This window comes from Chryseobacterium lathyri (assembly GCF_003290185.1).
Lineage (GTDB): Bacteria > Bacteroidota > Bacteroidia > Flavobacteriales > Weeksellaceae > Chryseobacterium > Chryseobacterium lathyri.
In genome coordinates this window covers 49509-67109 of sequence record NZ_QNFY01000002.1, presented here as the reverse complement: position 1 = coordinate 67109, position 17601 = coordinate 49509, and the positions used below count along the sequence as shown (strand labels likewise).

The following is a 17601-nucleotide window of genomic DNA, read 5'->3' as shown; positions in this document are numbered from 1 at the left end:
TAATAAGATAGGAACACAATGGATAAAGATAAACAGATAAGCAATGTTGCGATAAAACAAGTTGCCCTGCTGGCTATAATTCTGGTGCTTACCGGATTAATCTGTTTTAATCTTTCACTGTTCATACCATCAGTGCTTGGAGCGATCACTATTTATGTGGTCTGTAGAAGATATAATTTCTATCTGCAGGAAGAAAAAAAATGGAAATCCTGGCAATCATCGCTTGTTTTGATGCTGGCCAGTCTTATTATCCTTATTCTTCCAATCTATTTTATTGCCGACCTTCTGATCGATAAGCTGGGAAATGCCCAGGTTTATATGACCAAATTCAATGTATTTCTGGATAAAATACACTCATACATTTACTCAAAAACAAGTTTTGATATTCTCAGTAAAGAGAATATGGATAAAGTAAAGAATTCTGCAGGAAAGTTTTCTACATCAGCATTAAGTGGTACATTTAATACCCTTACTGTGGTAATGTCCATGTATTTTATCCTTTATTTTATGCTGGATAGGCCAAGACTGTTTGAGAAGATACTGAGCTCTTCCGCTCCATTAAAAAGGGCTAATATTTCTTTGATCGGCGATAAGCTTAGAAAGCTGATCATGGCCAACGCGATTGGAATTCCTGTTGTAGCCCTAGGGCAGGGAATCGTAGCACTGATAGGGTACTTTATCTTTGGAGCACCCAGTCCGGTTCTTCTTTTTGCTTTAACAGCTGCTGCTTCAATGGTTCCTGTTGTAGGTGCGGCTATTGTGTATATTCCGGTATGTATTTTTATGATTGCTGAAGGCAATACGGGGCAGGGACTTGGTTTGGCCGCCTATTGTTTGATAGTAGTCGGGCTTACGGATAATCTGCTTCGCTTCACCCTTTTAAAGAAACTTGAAAATATTCATCCATTGAATACTGTGTTCGGAATTATTATGGGAATGAATTTATTCGGCTTTATGGGACTGATTTTCGGACCGATCCTTATTTCATTTACCCTGCTTCTGATCCAGGTTTACAGGAATGAATTTTCAGATGAAGACACACCGCCAGATCTTAAACTGCCGGATAATGATGATGAAGAAAAAGTTAATTTAATTGTATAAAAGTGGAAGGTGTAAATTCAGAAATATTAAAAGAGATCTGCATCGTAAAGATGCCTTTTGGAAGATATGAAGGAACAGTGCTTGCTGATCTTCCGGTAAGCTACCTGGAGTGGTTCAACAGAAAGGGTATGCCTAAAGGAAAATTAGGAATGCAGCTTTCAACCGTTTACGAAATTAAGCTCAATGGCCTGATGGACCTTCTGATACCAATCAGAGCTTCTTTAAGATAAGGAAGAGTCTTTCTGATTGACAAATAAGTATAAATTTAGGGCCGCATCGAAGATGCGGCCCTAAAAATTATTATAATACAATCTATTATTCTCTCAAAGCTGTGATTTCATCTCTAAGCTTGGCTGCTTTTATGAAATCAAGATTTTTAGCGGCAGCTTCCATTTCTTTCTGCTTCTGGACAATGATTTTTTCAATGTCTTTATCTCCGTAGCTGGCTTTTGTTTCAGCTGCCTTCTGAAGAATCTCCTTCTGGGTGTATTTCGGATCCGGGAAGTCTTTACTTCTTCCCACAAGATTTTCTGAGATCTTTTTATTTAAGGCCTGAGGAACAAGTCCATTGGCTTCATTATGCTGTATTTGTTTCTTACGACGGTATTCGGTTTCATCCAGGGCGGCTTGCATGGATTTTGTGATCTTATCGGCGTACATGATTGCTTTTCCGTTAACATTTCTTGCTGCACGTCCTACCGTCTGGATCATCGATCTTCTGCTTCTGAGCATACCTTCTTTATCAGCATCCAGAATGGCTACCAGAGACACTTCCGGAAGGTCAAGTCCCTCTCTTAACAGATTGACCCCGATGAGTACATCAAAAATTCCCAAACGTAGGTCCTGCATAATCTGGATACGTTCCAACGTTTCTACATCTGAATGGATATATCTTGTCCTGATCCCGAACTTCATGAAGTATTTGGTAAGTTCTTCGGCCATTTTCTTCGTTAAGGTGGTAACCAGAACTCTTTCGTCAGCGTCTGCTCTTTTTTGGATCTCCTCCATCAGGTCATCAATCTGGTTTAGGCTTGGCCTTACCTCGATAACGGGGTCGAGAAGCCCTGTTGGACGGATGATCTGCTCAATATAAGCCCCTCCGGTTTTCTCCAGCTCATAATCAGCTGGTGTTGCAGAAACATAGATCACCTGGTTTTGCATGGCTTCAAATTCCTCAAACTTAAGAGGCCTGTTGTCCATAGCGGCCGGAAGTCTGAAGCCATATTCTACCAAAGCTTCCTTTCTGCTTCGGTCGCCACCGTACATGGCATGAACCTGGGGAATAGTAACGTGGCTTTCATCAATAACCATTAAAAAGTCTTTCGGGAAATAATCAATCAGGCAGAATGGTCTTGAACCGGGAAGCCTTCCGTCAAGATATCTTGAATAGTTCTCAATCCCTGAGCAGTAGCCCAGTTCCTTGATCATTTCAAGATCCAGTTCTGTTCTTTCCTGAAGTCTTTTAGCTTCCAGGGGTTTTTCAATAGAATTAAAGAAATCTACCTGCTTTACCATATCGTCCTGGATGCTTCTGATAGCTCCGTTTAGAGTTTCTTTTGATGTCACAAAGAGGTTCGCGGGATAAATCTGAATCTGATCAAAATTAGATTCTACATTTCCACTTACAGGATCAAAACTCTGGATTTTTTCGATTTCATCTCCAAAAAACTGAATCCTCACTGCATTATCAGCATATGCCGGAAAAACATCAATAACATCTCCTTTTACCCGGAACGTACCTCTCTGAAAGTCTCCCAATGTTCTGGCATATAATGCATTAACTAAAGAATGGAGGAGTGCGGTTCTCGTTACTTTTTCTCCAATAGCTAATGTGATAAGTGATTTATGAAATTCTGAAGGGTTTCCGATACCGTAAATACATGAAACAGAGGCTACAATCAGTACATCTCTTCTTCCTGAAAGAAGGCTGGCTGTTGCGGAGAGACGTAGTTTTTCTACTTCTTCGTTAATGCTCAGATCTTTCTCAATATAAGTCCCGGTTGTTGCAATATAGGCTTCCGGTTGGTAATAATCATAATAGCTGACAAAATACTCAACAGCGTTATCGGGAAAAAATTCCTTAAACTCCATGAATAGCTGTGCTGCCAGAGTCTTGTTGTGGGCAAGAACCAATGTGGGTTTCTGTACATTCTGTACAACGTTTGCGACAGTAAAGGTTTTCCCGGAGCCCGTTACACCAAGAAGGGTCTGGTATTTTTCGCCGATCTCAATGCCTTCTGTAAGCTTTTCGATTGCTTGTGGCTGGTCGCCTGTAGGTTTATATTCTGATTGAAGATTAAAATTCATAGGAAATGATGTATACAACAAAAATACGAAAGAAATTTTTAGCCTTCATAAAGTATTTGAAGGTGAATGTTTTAATTGTGTTTTTTTTCTCTGTCCGTAAAGTATACAAAATAAAAAAGCGCTAAACTTATAGCGCTTGTTAATTCATCTTACTGAAAACTCATGGACATAGGCAATGTGAAGATGCTTGCTGTCGCTTTTCCATTTCTTGTTGCGGGCTTCCATACCATTCCGTTATTTACTGTTGTAACGGTTTTAACAATTTCTTTATTGAATGCCTCATTATCACCGGAAGCTGTTATTTGACTTATTTTTCCGGTTTCATCAACATGTATATGTGCTGTTGATTTTACCAGTTTTTCTTTTCCGTCAAATATACTTGTGTCAAGCATTGACCCAATTTTTGAGCGAAGTAATTTTGCTCCTTCTGGAAATTCTGCTTGAACAAAATCCCTATCCTCTTGTTGGTTTACATTTGTGTTATTACCTTCATTACTATTTGCTTGTGCTGTTTTCTTTGGGGAGATAGTATCTGCAGCGGCTTTTGTATTTTCTTTCTTGAATTCCACTGCTTTACTGGGCTTCTCTTTTATTTTTTCAAAATAACCAGAGTTAGTTGAAGTGACTTGAGGAGACTCCACATTTTCTACAGTCCCTGTGCCCACTTTTTGGGGGTTGTAAGGAGCAATAGGATTGACTGCGTATGTTCTTTCTGCGAATAGAGCTGTTGCTGCAATGAGAGTTGTGATTCCTGCCATTTTTTTCAGGACAGTGAATCTGGATTTTTTCTTTGTCATCATAATAAATCGTTTTTTGGTGTTGTTAAAATTAAATGAATGGGTAAGAGGCAGGTTCTGGATATTGATAATCTCATCAAGAATCAGATTCTGGTACTCTTTTATATCGTATCTGCTGTTCAAAACAGCTTCGTCTGCAAGAAATTCATGGTTGGTAATGATTGCTTTTTTATAAATATGAAGAATTGGATTGAGCCATGTGAAAATTTTCAGGATATCTATAAAAATAAGATCTATGCTGTGTTTCTGGTCAATATGTTTTTTTTCATGCAGGAAGATCCTTGGATCAATTATATTATTTTTTATATAACTCTTACCTAAATAAATGGTATTCCAAAAGCTAAACGGAGGAAGGTTTTCATGAGTTACCTTAACAGTATAATTCTGGTAGATCATCTTTTCACCCTGTACGTTTCTGATAGCTATAATTGACAAGACACTTTTTATTAAAAGGAAAAGAGCAACGGCTCCGTAGATGAAACATATCAGATTTATCCAATCAAAAATTTCCTGGGCAGGCTGTGTCTGGATGATCTGTTGTGCGGCATCTTCAAATATGATCTCAGACTTATTCACTGTTTTTGGAGGCTGTACTGTGATGGAAATGAATGGGATCACAAGAGAGAAAATCAAAGAAACAAGCAAATAAAACCTGTTAAACCGGTACATTTTTTCTTTTTCCAAAAACAGGTAATATACAGCAATACATACTGAAGAGCACAGCAACATTTTTAGAACAATGATGAACATGTTTATTCTTTTATCTTTTGGTCGATTATATCACGGAGTTCTTTCAACTGCTTCTGACTGAACTTTGCATTAGAAGTAAAAAATGATGCAAACTGAGTCACCGAGCTGTTGAAAAAACGGTCAATCATAGAGGTCATTTCCTCATTAAAATATTTCCCTTTCTCTACTTTTGGATAGTATTCACGGGAGTTTCCATACAATGTATAACCTACCAGGTCTTTATTCTGCATTCTTTTCAGCAGAGTGGCGATGGTTGTCGCGGCAGGTTTGGGTTCCAGATACGAATCAAGAATGTCTTTCATGAAAACTCGCTTCTTTTCCCAAAGGATTTCCATAAGGTTTTTTTCCGAATCGGTTAATTTTATCTCTTTCATTCTACAATGTTGTAATTTGCTCTACAAATGTAGAATAAAAATTTTCACCAGCAAATTTTTGTGGCACTATTTTTCCATTTATTTTTAACCACTAATCACAACGCTATGAAATTCAACCCAATTTATGTACCGGCACTCAGTGTTTTTTTACTTTTATCTTCATGTAAGAAGAACAATGCAAATGCCCAGCAGACAGGAAACGACGGTAGTGTAGAAACCGAAAAACCGAATACAGATTACAAACCAGCTTTTAATGGACAAACCAGAATTAAAGCTGTAAAAACCACAACAGCCTATAAAGTTGAAGTCCTTAATAAAGACCTTGGCAGGCCATGGGGAATTGTAAATCTTCCCGATGGAAGGTTTCTTATTACCGATAAAAACGGCCATATGAATGTGGTTTCAACAGATGGAAAACAGGTTTCTAAAATCGGAGGATTCCCCAAAGTAGATTCAAAAGGGCAGGGAGGAATGCTGGATGTAGCCCTTGATCCTGATTTTAAGACGAATAATATTATTTATTTTAGTTTTTCAGAACCATTTGGTGAAGGAAATCTGACATCGGTGGCAAAAGGAAAGCTCTCGGCAGATCTTAAAAATATTTCAGAAGTTAAAGTTATTTTCCGTGCAGAACCTTCCTATGATGGCGATAAGCATTATGGGAGCAGACTGGCTTTTGACAGGGACGGAAATCTATTTGTAAGTACAGGGGAAAGATCTGACAAACAGACAAGAGTGTATGCCCAGAAAACAGATAATTATTTAGGAAAAATATTAAAAATTACAAAAGACGGAAAACCGGCTCCAGGAAATCCGTTTATTGGAAAACAGGGATATAAGCCGGAAATTTATGCCTATGGCGTAAGGAATCCGCAGGGAATGGCAATAGATCCAAACGGAACGCTTTGGGATGTTGAAATGGGCCCCAGAGGTGGTGATGAAATCAATCTGATACAACCCGGGAAAAATTATGGCTGGGGAGATGTAACCTATGGAATTGAATATTCCGGAGCCAAAGTGGGGGATGGTATAACCCAAAAAGAGGGAACAGAACAGCCCGTTTATTATTGGGATCCTGTAATTTCTCCGAGCGGAGTCACGTTCTATACCGGAAATATTGAGGAATGGAAAGGGAATCTTATCATCGGGTGTTTAAGTGGCGAGCACATTAACAGAATTGTTATGAAAGATAATAAGGTGGTGGGCGAAGAACGCCTTCTTGCTGACCAGAAAGAACGTTTCAGAGATGTGTTGGATGGAATGGATGGCAGCCTGTATGCTGTTACAGACAGTGGTAAGCTCTATAAAATCTCTAAAAAATAAAAAGAGGCTGTATCAGCAGATTATTTCAACAAAATCAAATTGTTGATTATTCTTTACGTTGATACAGCCCTTTATACTTATTTTAAAACTTAAAATTAAGTCTTGCGAAAGCCTGTCTTCCTGCAAAACCCATCTGTACAGGATCGAAAATGCCTCCGGATTCTGTATTACCGTCTACAGCGGCAGTTTGTAATGTAGGATAACGGTTAAACAGGTTTTTGCTTCCAATAGTAAGATTGAAGCTTTTGGAAAATTCATAACCAAAAGATAAGTCGGTTGTTATTTTTGCTCCATAAAGCTGGTAGTCATCTGCACCGTTGTAGCCTATCAGCTTTACCTTATCAAATCTTACCAGCTGAAGATTGGCATTGAACTTATCAATTTTGTAATTTAAGTTCAGATTGACCTTTGTTTTGGGAGCGGACGCTAAAATGAATGCTCTTTCTCTCGCACTCAGGTAGACGTCCTCTTTTCCTTTTAACTTTTCTGAAGTATTGATTTTAGTGATTTCCATGTCATTGTAGTTTCCTGCTAAAGTAGCGGAAAGCTTTCCCGAACCAATATTTTCCGTGTAGCTTAATATAATATCAACCCCTTTTGTTCTGGTATCTATTGCATTGGTGAAAAACTGGGCCTGGTCGATATGATTATCAGCTAGTATTTGACCTATAGCATCATCATCCTGTGTGAAATTTCCTGTCAATACAATCCGGTCTTTTACTTTAATGTAATATCCATCCACTGTTGCCGTAAACTTTCCTGTATTGAAAGTGAATCCGGCACTTCCATTTAACGAGGTTTCTTGCTTTAATTGTGGAATTCCAACTGTTTGTGCAAGGTTGCTATCATTAGCAGCAAGCTGTATCGTTACAAGATTTCCTCCTTGAAAGTTCGTAAACTGAAGACTGTAATATTTTTGTGCCAGAGAAGGCGCCCTGAATCCTGTAGATACCGAGCCTCTGAATGCAAATTGAGGAGTAATGGCATACCGTGTCGCAAATTTACCATTCAAAGTACTTCCGAAGTCACTGTAGTTTTCAAACCTTCCTGCCACGCTGATCATCCAGTCTTTGGTGATATCCAGTTCAGTGTCTACATAAGCAGCAAAATTATTCCTGTTTTTATTAAATTCCTGTGAATATCCAGGAAATCCCTGCGAGCCGCCGGGGCGCACATCGCCGGATAATGGATTGGTAACAAGGAGACCTTCAGGAGTGTCAGATGTTACAATATTTCCGTTAACGTCATACATTGCATATGATGCTTCTTCTCCTTTAATAATCTCAAATTCTTCATATCTGAATTCGGATCCGAGAGCAACGTTTAAACCTTCCAATACCTTAAACTGTTTTGAAGCATTAAAACCTGTTGTATTCTGCAAAAGAGAATGTCCACCGGCATTAAAACTCGTAGGAGATTTTATTCCCAGAGTGGCATTAATTGTATTGTCTATCTGATAAGTAAACCTGTTGCTTCCGAATGCATTGTAAAAATCGAGATCCCAGCTAGCAACTTTAAATTTCAGACCGTTGTCAAAAGTGAAATCTGTAATGCTGGTATCTTCTATAGGATTAAAACCGTTAGGATAAACTTCAGGGATATTTCCGTCGGCATCCGGTGATCTTGTCCATGCATAGGCATTCGTCTTACGATAGGAAAATCCCTGGCGGGAATAGAATTTCAACCCGTCAGACAGGGGAAGCTCTACATTTCCGAAGAAATAAATATTCTGTGATTTTGCATCCCCAAACCTTTCCCTTGGAGATGAATACTTTTCCGGATTGGCATTCCGTATGGTACGGTCTTTATTGACAAATTCAATAGTGAAATTACCGAAACCTCCTTTGTTGCCTATTTTGGTTCCCAGATTTCCGCTGAAATCGAAAGTAGTTCCGTCTATTTTATGATCCGATACCACATCTTTGTTCCCGGGGCTTTTAAAAAGATTCATTCCATAAAAGGCATTGCCCTCAAAACCCTGACTGTGGTCATTAAGAATAACATTGATAACCCCGGCTATCGCATCAGATCCGTATTGTGCTGAGGCTCCGTCCCGAAGCACTTCAATCCTTTTTATCGCCCCGATCGGAATGGTGTTCATATCCGATCCTGTGTTTCCTCTTCCTTTTGTTCCAAAAACATTAATCAGTGAGGATTGGTGATATCTTTTTCCGTTCAGTAAAAGCAAGGTCTGATCCGGGCCAAGTCCACGAAGGGTTGCTGGGTCAGTTGCATCAGCGCCGTCTGATCCCGACTGTTTATTGGAATTGAAGGAAGGGGCACTGAACTGAAGAAGCTGGTTGACTTCTATCTGTCCCGTCGACTGGCTAACTTGTTTAATATCAATTACATCAACGGGAACAGGAGTGTTGGTGACGGTCCTTTTTTTATTCCGGCTTCCGGTAATGGAAACTTCCTCTATTTTTGATTCCTTGGAAATCGTATCATTTGTATTTTGCGAATACAACATCGAAACTGTTCCCAAAAAAAGAACACTTGTGTACTTTAATTTCATATTTCATATTTAAGTTAGTGATTGTATCAAAAATATTGAATTTTAATCTCAAATCAATATGAAAATATGCTATTGTGTAAGAATTATTTAAATTAAGTTAAATTTTAATTAAATAAAGAAAGATTTTAATCAATATGTTTGTAATGATGAAAAATATTAACTTTAAAAACTTTTGATAATGCGGCTAAGTCCCTCTTCCAGAATTTCCCTGGAAGTAGAAAAGCAAATCCTGATATGACCTTCGGCACCTTTTCCAAACCATCTTTCAGAGCCTGGAACAACAGCTACTTTTCCCTCTTTTAAAACGTGCTGTGTAAAGGCTTCGCTTGAAAATCCGTTTTCAATTTTCGGGAAAATAACAAACGTTGCTTCAGGTAAATTCGGGGTTAAAATACCGGAATTACTCAACATGCTATAGGCAAGATCCCTGTTGTGCTGCAAATGCTCAAGGAAATCATTAAACCACGGCTTGGCCTTTTCAATAGCCACACTTGCTGCAATCTGAGATAATGTAGAAACACCTTCAATGGTAGAATTGAACTGGGATTTTTCGGTAAAATCATCCAAAAGTTCCTGATCATTACACAAAACAGCTCCAATTCTCAAACCGGCGATCCCGAATGATTTTGAAAATCCAAAAACAGTAAAGCTCTTCTTTTTTGCAGCTTCTGAGACTGAAGAATACGTATTGAATTCTTTCTTGTCATAAACGATATCACTCCAGATCTCGTCACTCATTACCCATAGATTATGAGCTTCAGCTATTTCTGAAATTTTTATTAAAACCTCTTTTGAATAAACCCTTCCCACCGGATTGTGAGGATTGCAGATGCTGATCAGTTTTGTTTTTGATGAGATTAAAGAAGTCAGCATTTCAAAATCGATCTCTCCTGTTTTGGAATCAACAGCGCATAATTTGATGTTTCCCCCCGCTGCTTCCACTGTCTTTTTGAACAGGAAATCCACCGGATCGAAAATAATAGCCTCATCTCCGGGGCCTAAAACATATTTGGCGACCAGAAACATTCCCTGGGCAGCACTGTTCACTGCTAAAACATTTTCCGGGGTAAAACTTCCGTTCTTTTCCGTATTGAAGTGTTTTGCAACGCTCTTTTTGAATTCAGGAATTCCTGAAAACGGACCATAGCTGAGGTATCCGTCTTTGATATATTCAATAATTCCCTGCTCGATCTCGGGAGACATTCTGAAATCCGGATCTGCTGCTGTTAAAGGAATAATTCCGTTTTCCAGGGTTGCCCATCTTCCGTTATACGCTTTTCTTTTCAGGGCCTCAAAATTGATATCTTTATTTGTAAACATTTTTTATTTGTATGAAATTGGTAAGGTGTTTTTTTGCTGCTCGTTTAATGGAAGCAGGAACTGGTTCAGGAGTGTTCTTCCGTTTTTGATGTGGATCTCAATTTCTGCTTTTCTCTCTTCCTCATATTTCTGGAAAGTTTCCGGAAGATTATTGTCTTCCAGTAAAAGGCTTGTTAAAACATAAGAGTCTTTTAAAGCCGAAGTAACACCCTGACTTGTAAAAGGAATCAGAGGATGAGCCGCATCGCCTATAAATACAATATTTTCGTGATAAAAAGGATTGAGCTTTTCCAATTCATACACCCTCCATATGTGGGCATTTTCATAGCTGGAATCATTGATAATCGAGGACATAAGAGGATTCCAGTCTCCGAAATTATCAACAATGAATTGTTTGATACAGTCTGGAGTATAATCTTCATTGATGAAAAACCGGGTAATATCAAACTGGCAGTACCATAGTATTTTTGTAGAGGAAAGCTTTAATACTCCGAACGTAAGGCCGCCGTTTTCATGATGAAATTTCAAAAAATTACTTTCAAGCTTGCTGGCAATTTCTTCATTTTCAATAATATTGACCACTTCATTTTCTAAAACGGCTTTCATTTTTTCATCTTCAAAAATTTTTCTTCTGATTCTGCTTCTTGAACCGTCTGAAGCTATAATAATGTCAGCTTCTAAGGATGTGCCGTCATTGAGTGTTATACAGGATTTCCCGCCGGAAAAACCATTCAGGGTAACTGTTGTATCATAAGATATTTTATCGGAAGGAATGCCTTCGGCCAAAATCTCTATCAGGGTACTTCTTGAAACGACAAAAACATCTTCAAGGTCTTTTTCAGAAAGAATCTCGCCATTTTGATGGTAGTGAAGATACTTTTTTAAAAACTGGCCTTTTTTGTAGAGATCATCAATATTAATGATATTGGAAAGGTATTCAATGCCTTCTTTGGGAAGGATAAATCCGTGTCCCTTCAGGTCATTTTGAGTTCTTCTTTCATAAATATGGTAATCAATATTATTTTTTTCCAAATAATTTGCCATACTCAATCCGGAAACTCCCGCTCCTATGATTGCAACTTTATACATCCTTATTAGTTTTAAATAGTGTTATTAGTTTTTATTACAAATCCAAAGATCTCCGTTTTTGTATTTTTTGCGGGAGACTTTGTTTTCTTCAGTAAGTTTCTTGAGCGTATCAAATGCTTTATCGAAAGAGATATTGGAAAGAACAGCAAATTCCTGGGTGGTTAGAGTAGGATAAACTGCAAACAACTGGTCTGGTTCTGTAGAATATTCCTGTTTTTTTGCGTCAGGGCTTATTTTTGTTATTCTGCGTTCAAAATCTGTATAAGGTTTAAAACCGTAGAGAATGTCTAAGATTTCATCGTCTTTGGTGAAGATCAAAGTAGGGAATCCTCTTACCCCAAGCTGTCTTCCAAGGTCCAGATCTTTTTTGAATTCGATCTGAGCTTTGGATTCATAATCCTCTTTCCACTGGGCTACATCTAATCCTGCCATTTCCGCTGCTTTTTCAAGATGCTCGGATTTTGTAATGTTTAATTTATCAAGAAAAACCATTTCACGGATAATTCTCATATAGTTTACAGCTTTCTTTTTATCCTGCATTTGTGCTGCTTTAAAAGCAATGGATGGGGGATAGGAAGAATTTAAAGGATCTGTCAGCCAGACTCCTCCTTCAATCGGCATTTTATAATAAGGACTTACCTCTTCCCAATGGCCGGCAACATCACTTGGTTTACTGATCCCTCCGGAATTGTAAATATCCCATGATGGTAAAAGCCCTCCCATTCTGTAATCTATTTCTACCGAATTGCCATATTCTAATTTCATTTTTCTCAGCTGGGCTTCAATTCCCCAGCAGGAAGAGCAGATGGGATCTGTGTAATAAATAATGGTGATTTTATCTTTAGTACCCTGAAGCTGTTCTGTTGAGTATTCTGAATCTTGTGTTTCCAGGATTTCGCATATTCCTTTTTCCGGATCACAATTTAGAAGAGGATTCTTGTTCATATTATTGTTGTTTGAGTTAAGTAAATTAAAGAATAAAAGTAGGTAGGTAAAAATGTCCAAAATGAAGTTTTTTTGGTTAACATAATATTTGGGCAGGACAAAGGAATAATAACCAGACCGGTTATTATTGAAAGAATAATAAAGTAGAATTATTCCGGAGCTTTAAAGATATTGTCGTCCGAATGAAACCCTGCGACACCACCACTCACTGCAAACTTCATGGCAGAAGCTGCGGTCATTCCCACTACAGGTTTGATGTTTTTTTCTTCAGTAACTATTACCCAGCCTGAAATAGCGTAGGAATGGGGCAGGTATACCGCCACGTAATTGTGTTTTTCAACGTCTGACATTTCTTTTTGAGTCAGAAAGCCGATTCTCCAAATCTCCGGATTTTCATTTGTCTTTACCCAGACAGGATCGTTGAATTTCTTTTTGTCTCCTACAAATGATGACATAACGTCTTTTGTAGGGGTATAAATATGCTTTACTCCCGGAATTTTTTCCAGAAGGCTATCCATAGTATCGAAAAAGAATTTACCTACGACAAATTTATTTCCGAGATATCCCAGAACTGCTGTGATAAGTATCGTTGAAACAAAAACAAGACCCGGAATCTCTTTTGCGACAGAAGGAATAATGTTGTCAACAGCGCTTACAACATACCAGATCACAAAAATAGTAAGTCCGATTGGACCAATAATAACCAACCCCTGAAAGAAATTTTTCAGAAAAAAATTGGCAATATTTTCGAAGGTCAGTTTTTTCAACGTGGATTCTTTACTTTTTTATTTTTTTAACCGTGGATTGTTTCTTTGTTTCCGTAAGATTTAATGATATTGGCTTCATATTCCAGCCATGCGTCCCAGCGCTTGTTTACTTTTTCGGGATTTCCAAGCTGTCTCGCAAATCCTATAAATGTTGTATAATGGTTAGCTTCAGAGATCATCAGCTCTTTATAAAATGTCTTCAGCTCTTCATCTTTAATGTTTTCAGTAAGAACTTTAAATCTTTCACAGCTTCTGGCTTCTATCATAGCGGCAAAAAGCATTTTGTCAACAATGAGATCATCTCTGTTGCCTCCTTTCTGAATGAAATTCACAAGTTCATTTACATAGTCATCTTTTCTAGTACGCCCAAAAGTATACCCCCGTTTTTTAATGATCTCATGAACCTGATTGAAATGATCCAGCTCTTCCTGCGCGATGGCGAGAAGCTCAGTAACAATTTCAGGATATTCGGGAAGCATAGTGATTAAGCCAATAGCATTAGTTGCTGCTTTTTGCTCACACCACGCGTGATCCGTTAAAATTTCTTCAATGTTTTCCTCTGCAATATTTGCCCACCTTGGATCGGTGGGAAGTTTCAACTTAAACATGCTTTGAATTTTCTGTAAAATTAAAATAAATTGCGATAAGAAAAATTATTTTATTTCAAATTGATTGCTAAAGCGTTAAGAAGCTGTTTTTTTTCTTAAAAATTCCAGAATTTTCCAGCCTGTATCATCCACTTTTTTCAATCCAGCCGCAATAATGAAAGCAAAGATTACATTAACGGTATAAATTAAAATCATGAGCACCCACCACGGCATGTTTTCCTGTAAGGCAACCACAATGAAATAGACGAGTGATGAGCTTATACCCTGTGCGAAATAAAAAAATATGGCATTTTTACCAATGTAGGTAACGAAATTTTCTTTTGTAATCTTTAATCTGTTATAAAGTACAAATAATGTCGTTAATGAAAACAGTGACCAAATGATATAAGGAATTTTTGGCGGGAATTTATTTTTATTGATTTTGTAGAAAATCTCATTTCCATAATACCAAAACATCCAGATCAGTGCTGCTGCGACTATCATATATAAAACAGGGATTGCTTTTGCGGGAATCTTTTCACCACGCATTCTGTTGGCAATTAAAAAGATGGCAAGATAAAAAGCGACATAGCCTACCTGTCCTCCGGGATAATATTCCGGGAAAACATTAAATATTAGAGTCAGTGTCAGGCATAGTGCTATGAACCAGTTGACATGTTTTGGGAAGAATCTTAAGATCAGTACTCCGAAAACAGCCAGTATAAAATATACTTTCAGATACCAGAAGCTTCCCATGACAACGGGGAATGTATCAGCGTTTGTGTACTGGTGAAGATACCAGTTGCCAAGATTCTGCCATTGCGGAATATCTGATACGCTGGTCGCTGCATATTTTGAACCAAAGGTTGAATAGAAACTCTGGAGCCATTCCAGGGAAAAGAACGTTAATCCGAAGACCTTGAAAAAATAATCCAGAAAGAACAGAAATGTTACAAAGATCATATAAGTGATCTGAAGTTTTAATAACCTGTAAAATGTTTTTTCGATGTTTGATCCTGATGTGATTCCGCTTAAAGCATAAAAGAGGGCTACATCAAATACCAGGGAAAATACTCTCACCTCGGCAGGAATATAAAACTGCCCGGACCAAAAAGCGGTATGGATGAATATAATGGAGAGGGTTGCCATTCCCTTGGCAAAATCAATATAGAGATCTCTGTTCATGTGTTGTAGGATATGGTTCAAAAATAAATAAAGTTTGGGATATTTATCAAATAAACTAAAAAGAGACAGAGCATTGCTGCCTGTCTCCTTTGTTAAATATGCTAAAAATGAATGTTATTTAAGGTGCTTAAATTCTTCTTCAGAAATTTCTCCGGTCTGGATCTTTCTAAGTTCATCGATATACTGGCTCATATAAGCATCGATCTCCGGATTTACAGTGTTTTTGCCCATTTTGTAGGTGCCGTTTAACACGCCCTGATAATAGTAGAAGAAATTGTAGTCAAAATTGGCTGCGTTAAGATCGTACTGCCCAAGAAGGAATCCTAAACGTACTGCAGATCTTCTTTGAGGAGGAGTTCCGTGGTGATTCGCGCTTGTGGTCTGGTAGTCACCGATGCTCTGTGCAAATTCATAAGCTGCAGCAATTTCAGCGAAACTGGTTTTGTTGTATCCGTTTGGTCTTCTTAAATAATATCCTGCAAAACCGTCTGCTTCCAGTTCGTTTGGTCTTGCTGTAGATTCGTTTACAGTAGGAAGACCGAAAATATACTGTAACTGGTGCCCGTATTCATGAGCAAGGATCATGGCATTCACGATATCTCCTCCTTTATTCTTTGCATCCGCATAGATTGCGTAACCATAATAAATTTTTCCTGTGGAATAAGAGATCGCATTGTAGGTGGAATTGAAATTGGAAGGATCGTCTACAAAACGAAGAGTTGGATTGCTTCTTCCCCAAAGACTGGCGATTTTAGTCATCTGGGAATTCATAAAGTTGGTGTCTGTTGTGTTTGAAAGACCCGTTTTAAGCACTGCGGTTGAACTCCAGTACTGATCTACATAGGAGCAGCTTTTTTGAAGTTCTCCGGGTTGTTCGATCTTTGCACTTGCAGATTGAGATTCAGGAAGGACAGATTCTTCCATTTTGTCATCACGGCACGCTGATAATGAAAAAGCGGCAATGGCTCCTGCTAATAAGCAGAATTTAAAGTTTCTTTTCATATAAAATATTTTTTGGTGATAACGAAGGTATAAAATTATCTCTTAAGTATGAGCATATTAATGTTAAAAATTATTCAAAACATAGTGAAATGGATTTTGTTATTATTTTTACTAAAAATACGGGACTGATTGTAAGCTATTTGGAAATTTATTCATATATTTGCACCTCGAAATAACTAAAAATTTATAAACAATGTTTGCAATTGTAGAAATAGCAGGGCTTCAATACAAAGTTGAGCAAGACCAGAAGTTGTTTGTAAACCGTTTAAAAGGAGAAAAAGGAGACAAAGTTTCTTTTGACAAAATTCTTCTTACTGTAAACGGTTCAATCACTGTTGGCGCCCCAGCTGTAAACGGAATCACTGTAGATGCAGAGATCCTAGACCATGTAAAAGCTGATAAAGTAATCGTTTTCAAAAAGAAAAGAAGAAAAGGTTATCAGGTGAAAAACGGTCACAGACAATCTTTAACTCAAATTAAAATCACTGGTATCACTGGTTTTGACGGAAGTACTAAGAAAGCTGCTAAAAAAGAAACTGTAAAGGCTGAAGTTCTTTCAGACAACGCAACGGTTAACTTTGGTGAAGATCACGAACTGAACTATCACTTAAAGAAAAACAACCTGTCTCAGTCTAAAGAAAACAGAGAAACTTTAATTACTTTAGGTAAAGCGGTTAAAGTTGAATTAGAAAAGAATGTTCTTACTCACGAAGAAGTAGATGCTGCTATCGTTAAGAATATTGATCAATTTAAAGCACTTAACAAATAATCCAGTAATAAAATGGCACACAAGAAAGGAGTCGGTAGTTCCAAGAACGGTAGAGAGTCTCACTCTAAGAGATTAGGTGTGAAGATTTTCGGTGGACAAGAAGCTATTGCCGGAAATATTATTATCAGACAGAGAGGTACACAACACCACCCGGGTGAAAACGTGGGTATTGGAAAAGACCATACTTTGTTTGCATTAGTAGACGGTAAAGTAGTTTTCAGAAAGAAAGCAAACAACAGATCTTTCGTATCTGTAGAGCCAAACGCATAATTATTTAAGCGTTTTATAAAATTTAAACCTCAGCCAATGGCTGAGGTTTTTTTTGTGCTTAATTCTGTGAAAAGAAAAATATTTTTGCTAATATTCTTATTGTAGTGAAATATTTATATATTTGTTAACAATCAAATAACAAATCATTTGCGGATGCCGAAAAGCAGATAGAGTAGGCAACAAATTAAAACAAAATACTATGAAAAATCTAAAAAAGCTATCAAAAAAACAATTGAGAACAATAGATGGTGGTGCTTTAGCATGTCCTCCTCCTGCAACTACTTGCGTAGAATGGTGCACATGGACTCCACAACAGAGATTAATGTGCCGTAACATGATTATAGATCCGGATCCATGCGGATGTTAGAATAAATAAGTTATTGAAAAATATAAACCTCGGCAGTGCTGAGGTTTTTATATTAAAACATACTGCTGTAAAAATTTTTACGCCTGCTGTGTAGATAGACTCATCTGTAATTGATCAAAAAAGCTCCTTGTCA

Annotated in this window: 17 protein-coding genes; 6 read left to right on the top strand and 11 right to left on the bottom strand. The window is 37.7% G+C overall.

The features are described 5' to 3' along the window. The first annotated feature begins 18 nt into the window (after positions 1-18). Entirely contained in the window at positions 19-1101 is a 1083-nt protein-coding gene (locus DRF61_RS02490) for an AI-2E family transporter (protein ID WP_111953733.1), read from the top strand. 2 nt (positions 1102-1103) lie between these two features. Further along, complete coding sequence (locus tag DRF61_RS02485) at positions 1104-1331, top strand: DUF3820 family protein (protein ID WP_111953731.1); 228 nt, start codon at positions 1104-1106, stop codon at positions 1329-1331. A gap of 85 nt (positions 1332-1416) precedes the next feature. Here DRF61_RS02485 and uvrB read toward each other — a convergent pair whose 3' ends face one another. The 3 genes from uvrB to DRF61_RS02470 form a co-directional block, all read right to left on the bottom strand. Then, positions 1417-3408, bottom strand: a complete 1992-nt coding sequence (uvrB, locus tag DRF61_RS02480; RefSeq protein ID WP_111953729.1) for an excinuclease ABC subunit UvrB — start codon at positions 3406-3408, stop codon at positions 1417-1419. Between the two features lie 149 nt (positions 3409-3557). Further along, positions 3558-4955 (bottom strand): M56 family metallopeptidase, encoded by a 1398-nt coding sequence (locus tag DRF61_RS02475; RefSeq protein WP_111953727.1) that lies wholly within the window; start codon positions 4953-4955, stop codon positions 3558-3560. Positions 4956-4957: 2 nt separating this feature from the next. Then, a complete protein-coding gene (locus tag DRF61_RS02470) occupies positions 4958-5329 on the bottom strand; it encodes a BlaI/MecI/CopY family transcriptional regulator (RefSeq protein WP_111953725.1) in 372 nt (123 codons plus the stop codon). 105 nt (positions 5330-5434) lie between these two features. On the opposite strand from DRF61_RS02470, the gene DRF61_RS02465 reads away from it, so the two are divergent. After that, positions 5435-6652: a PQQ-dependent sugar dehydrogenase gene (locus DRF61_RS02465; RefSeq protein ID WP_111953723.1), complete on the top strand. Its 1218-nt coding sequence runs from the start codon at positions 5435-5437 to the stop codon at positions 6650-6652. An 82-nt stretch (positions 6653-6734) separates the two neighbouring features. Here DRF61_RS02465 and DRF61_RS02460 read toward each other — a convergent pair whose 3' ends face one another. The 8 genes from DRF61_RS02460 to DRF61_RS02425 form a co-directional block, all read right to left on the bottom strand. Further along, positions 6735-9167: a TonB-dependent receptor plug domain-containing protein gene (locus DRF61_RS02460; RefSeq protein WP_111953721.1), complete on the bottom strand. Its 2433-nt coding sequence runs from the start codon at positions 9165-9167 to the stop codon at positions 6735-6737. A 162-nt stretch (positions 9168-9329) separates the two neighbouring features. Continuing rightward, positions 9330-10487, bottom strand: a complete 1158-nt coding sequence (locus tag DRF61_RS02455) for a pyridoxal phosphate-dependent aminotransferase (protein WP_111953719.1) — start codon at positions 10485-10487, stop codon at positions 9330-9332. A gap of 3 nt (positions 10488-10490) precedes the next feature. After that, the gene (locus tag DRF61_RS02450; protein WP_111953717.1) at positions 10491-11576 is read right to left on the bottom strand and encodes an FAD-dependent oxidoreductase; all 1086 of its coding nucleotides are present in this window, start codon (positions 11574-11576) and stop codon (positions 10491-10493) included. Positions 11577-11600: 24 nt separating this feature from the next. Then, on the bottom strand, positions 11601-12521 hold the full coding sequence (locus tag DRF61_RS02445) for a DsbA family protein (RefSeq protein WP_111953715.1): 921 nt from the start codon (positions 12519-12521) through the stop codon (positions 11601-11603). A gap of 149 nt (positions 12522-12670) precedes the next feature. Next, positions 12671-13288, bottom strand: a complete 618-nt coding sequence (locus DRF61_RS02440; protein WP_111953713.1) for a DUF502 domain-containing protein — start codon at positions 13286-13288, stop codon at positions 12671-12673. A 26-nt stretch (positions 13289-13314) separates the two neighbouring features. After that, a complete protein-coding gene (locus DRF61_RS02435; protein WP_111953711.1) occupies positions 13315-13896 on the bottom strand; it encodes a MiaE family protein in 582 nt (193 codons plus the stop codon). A gap of 75 nt (positions 13897-13971) precedes the next feature. Next, the gene (locus DRF61_RS02430) at positions 13972-15060 is read right to left on the bottom strand and encodes an acyltransferase family protein (protein ID WP_111953709.1); all 1089 of its coding nucleotides are present in this window, start codon (positions 15058-15060) and stop codon (positions 13972-13974) included. Between the two features lie 114 nt (positions 15061-15174). Continuing rightward, the gene (locus tag DRF61_RS02425) at positions 15175-16062 is read right to left on the bottom strand and encodes a neutral zinc metallopeptidase (RefSeq protein WP_111953707.1); all 888 of its coding nucleotides are present in this window, start codon (positions 16060-16062) and stop codon (positions 15175-15177) included. A gap of 193 nt (positions 16063-16255) precedes the next feature. Between DRF61_RS02425 and rplU the strand changes: the two genes are divergently transcribed. From rplU to DRF61_RS23080, 3 genes are all read left to right on the top strand, one after another. Then, entirely contained in the window at positions 16256-16831 is a 576-nt protein-coding gene (gene rplU, locus DRF61_RS02420; protein WP_111953705.1) for a 50S ribosomal protein L21, read from the top strand. Positions 16832-16843: 12 nt separating this feature from the next. Next, on the top strand, positions 16844-17101 hold the full coding sequence (rpmA, locus tag DRF61_RS02415) for a 50S ribosomal protein L27 (RefSeq protein WP_111953703.1): 258 nt from the start codon (positions 16844-16846) through the stop codon (positions 17099-17101). A gap of 199 nt (positions 17102-17300) precedes the next feature. Next, positions 17301-17468, top strand: coding sequence for a bacteriocin-like protein (locus DRF61_RS23080; protein WP_223557801.1), 168 nt, complete (start codon positions 17301-17303; stop codon positions 17466-17468). The last annotated feature ends 133 nt before the right edge of the window (positions 17469-17601 follow it).

Excerpts from the sequence above, each read along its gene's own strand:
- DRF61_RS02465 (WP_111953723.1), top strand. The coding sequence starts at position 5,435 with ATGAAATTCAACCCAATTTATGTACCGGCACTCAGTGTTTTTTTACTT.
- DRF61_RS02455 (WP_111953719.1), bottom strand. The coding sequence starts at position 10,487 with ATGTTTACAAATAAAGATATCAATTTTGAGGCCCTGAAAAGAAAAGCG.
- DRF61_RS02490 (WP_111953733.1), top strand. The coding sequence starts at position 19 with ATGGATAAAGATAAACAGATAAGCAATGTTGCGATAAAACAAGTTGCC.
- DRF61_RS02445 (WP_111953715.1), bottom strand. The coding sequence starts at position 12,521 with ATGAACAAGAATCCTCTTCTAAATTGTGATCCGGAAAAAGGAATATGC.
- DRF61_RS02470 (WP_111953725.1), bottom strand. The coding sequence starts at position 5,329 with ATGAAAGAGATAAAATTAACCGATTCGGAAAAAAACCTTATGGAAATC.
- DRF61_RS02435 (WP_111953711.1), bottom strand. The coding sequence starts at position 13,896 with ATGTTTAAGTTGAAACTTCCCACCGATCCAAGGTGGGCAAATATTGCA.
- DRF61_RS02430 (WP_111953709.1), bottom strand. The coding sequence starts at position 15,060 with ATGAACAGAGATCTCTATATTGATTTTGCCAAGGGAATGGCAACCCTC.
- rplU (WP_111953705.1), top strand. The coding sequence starts at position 16,256 with ATGTTTGCAATTGTAGAAATAGCAGGGCTTCAATACAAAGTTGAGCAA.
- DRF61_RS23080 (WP_223557801.1), top strand. The coding sequence starts at position 17,301 with ATGAAAAATCTAAAAAAGCTATCAAAAAAACAATTGAGAACAATAGAT.
- DRF61_RS02475 (WP_111953727.1), bottom strand. The coding sequence starts at position 4,955 with ATGTTCATCATTGTTCTAAAAATGTTGCTGTGCTCTTCAGTATGTATT.
- DRF61_RS02425 (WP_111953707.1), bottom strand. The coding sequence starts at position 16,062 with ATGAAAAGAAACTTTAAATTCTGCTTATTAGCAGGAGCCATTGCCGCT.
- DRF61_RS02460 (WP_111953721.1), bottom strand. The coding sequence starts at position 9,167 with ATGAAATTAAAGTACACAAGTGTTCTTTTTTTGGGAACAGTTTCGATG.
- uvrB (WP_111953729.1), bottom strand. The coding sequence starts at position 3,408 with ATGAATTTTAATCTTCAATCAGAATATAAACCTACAGGCGACCAGCCA.
- DRF61_RS02450 (WP_111953717.1), bottom strand. The coding sequence starts at position 11,576 with ATGTATAAAGTTGCAATCATAGGAGCGGGAGTTTCCGGATTGAGTATG.
- rpmA (WP_111953703.1), top strand. The coding sequence starts at position 16,844 with ATGGCACACAAGAAAGGAGTCGGTAGTTCCAAGAACGGTAGAGAGTCT.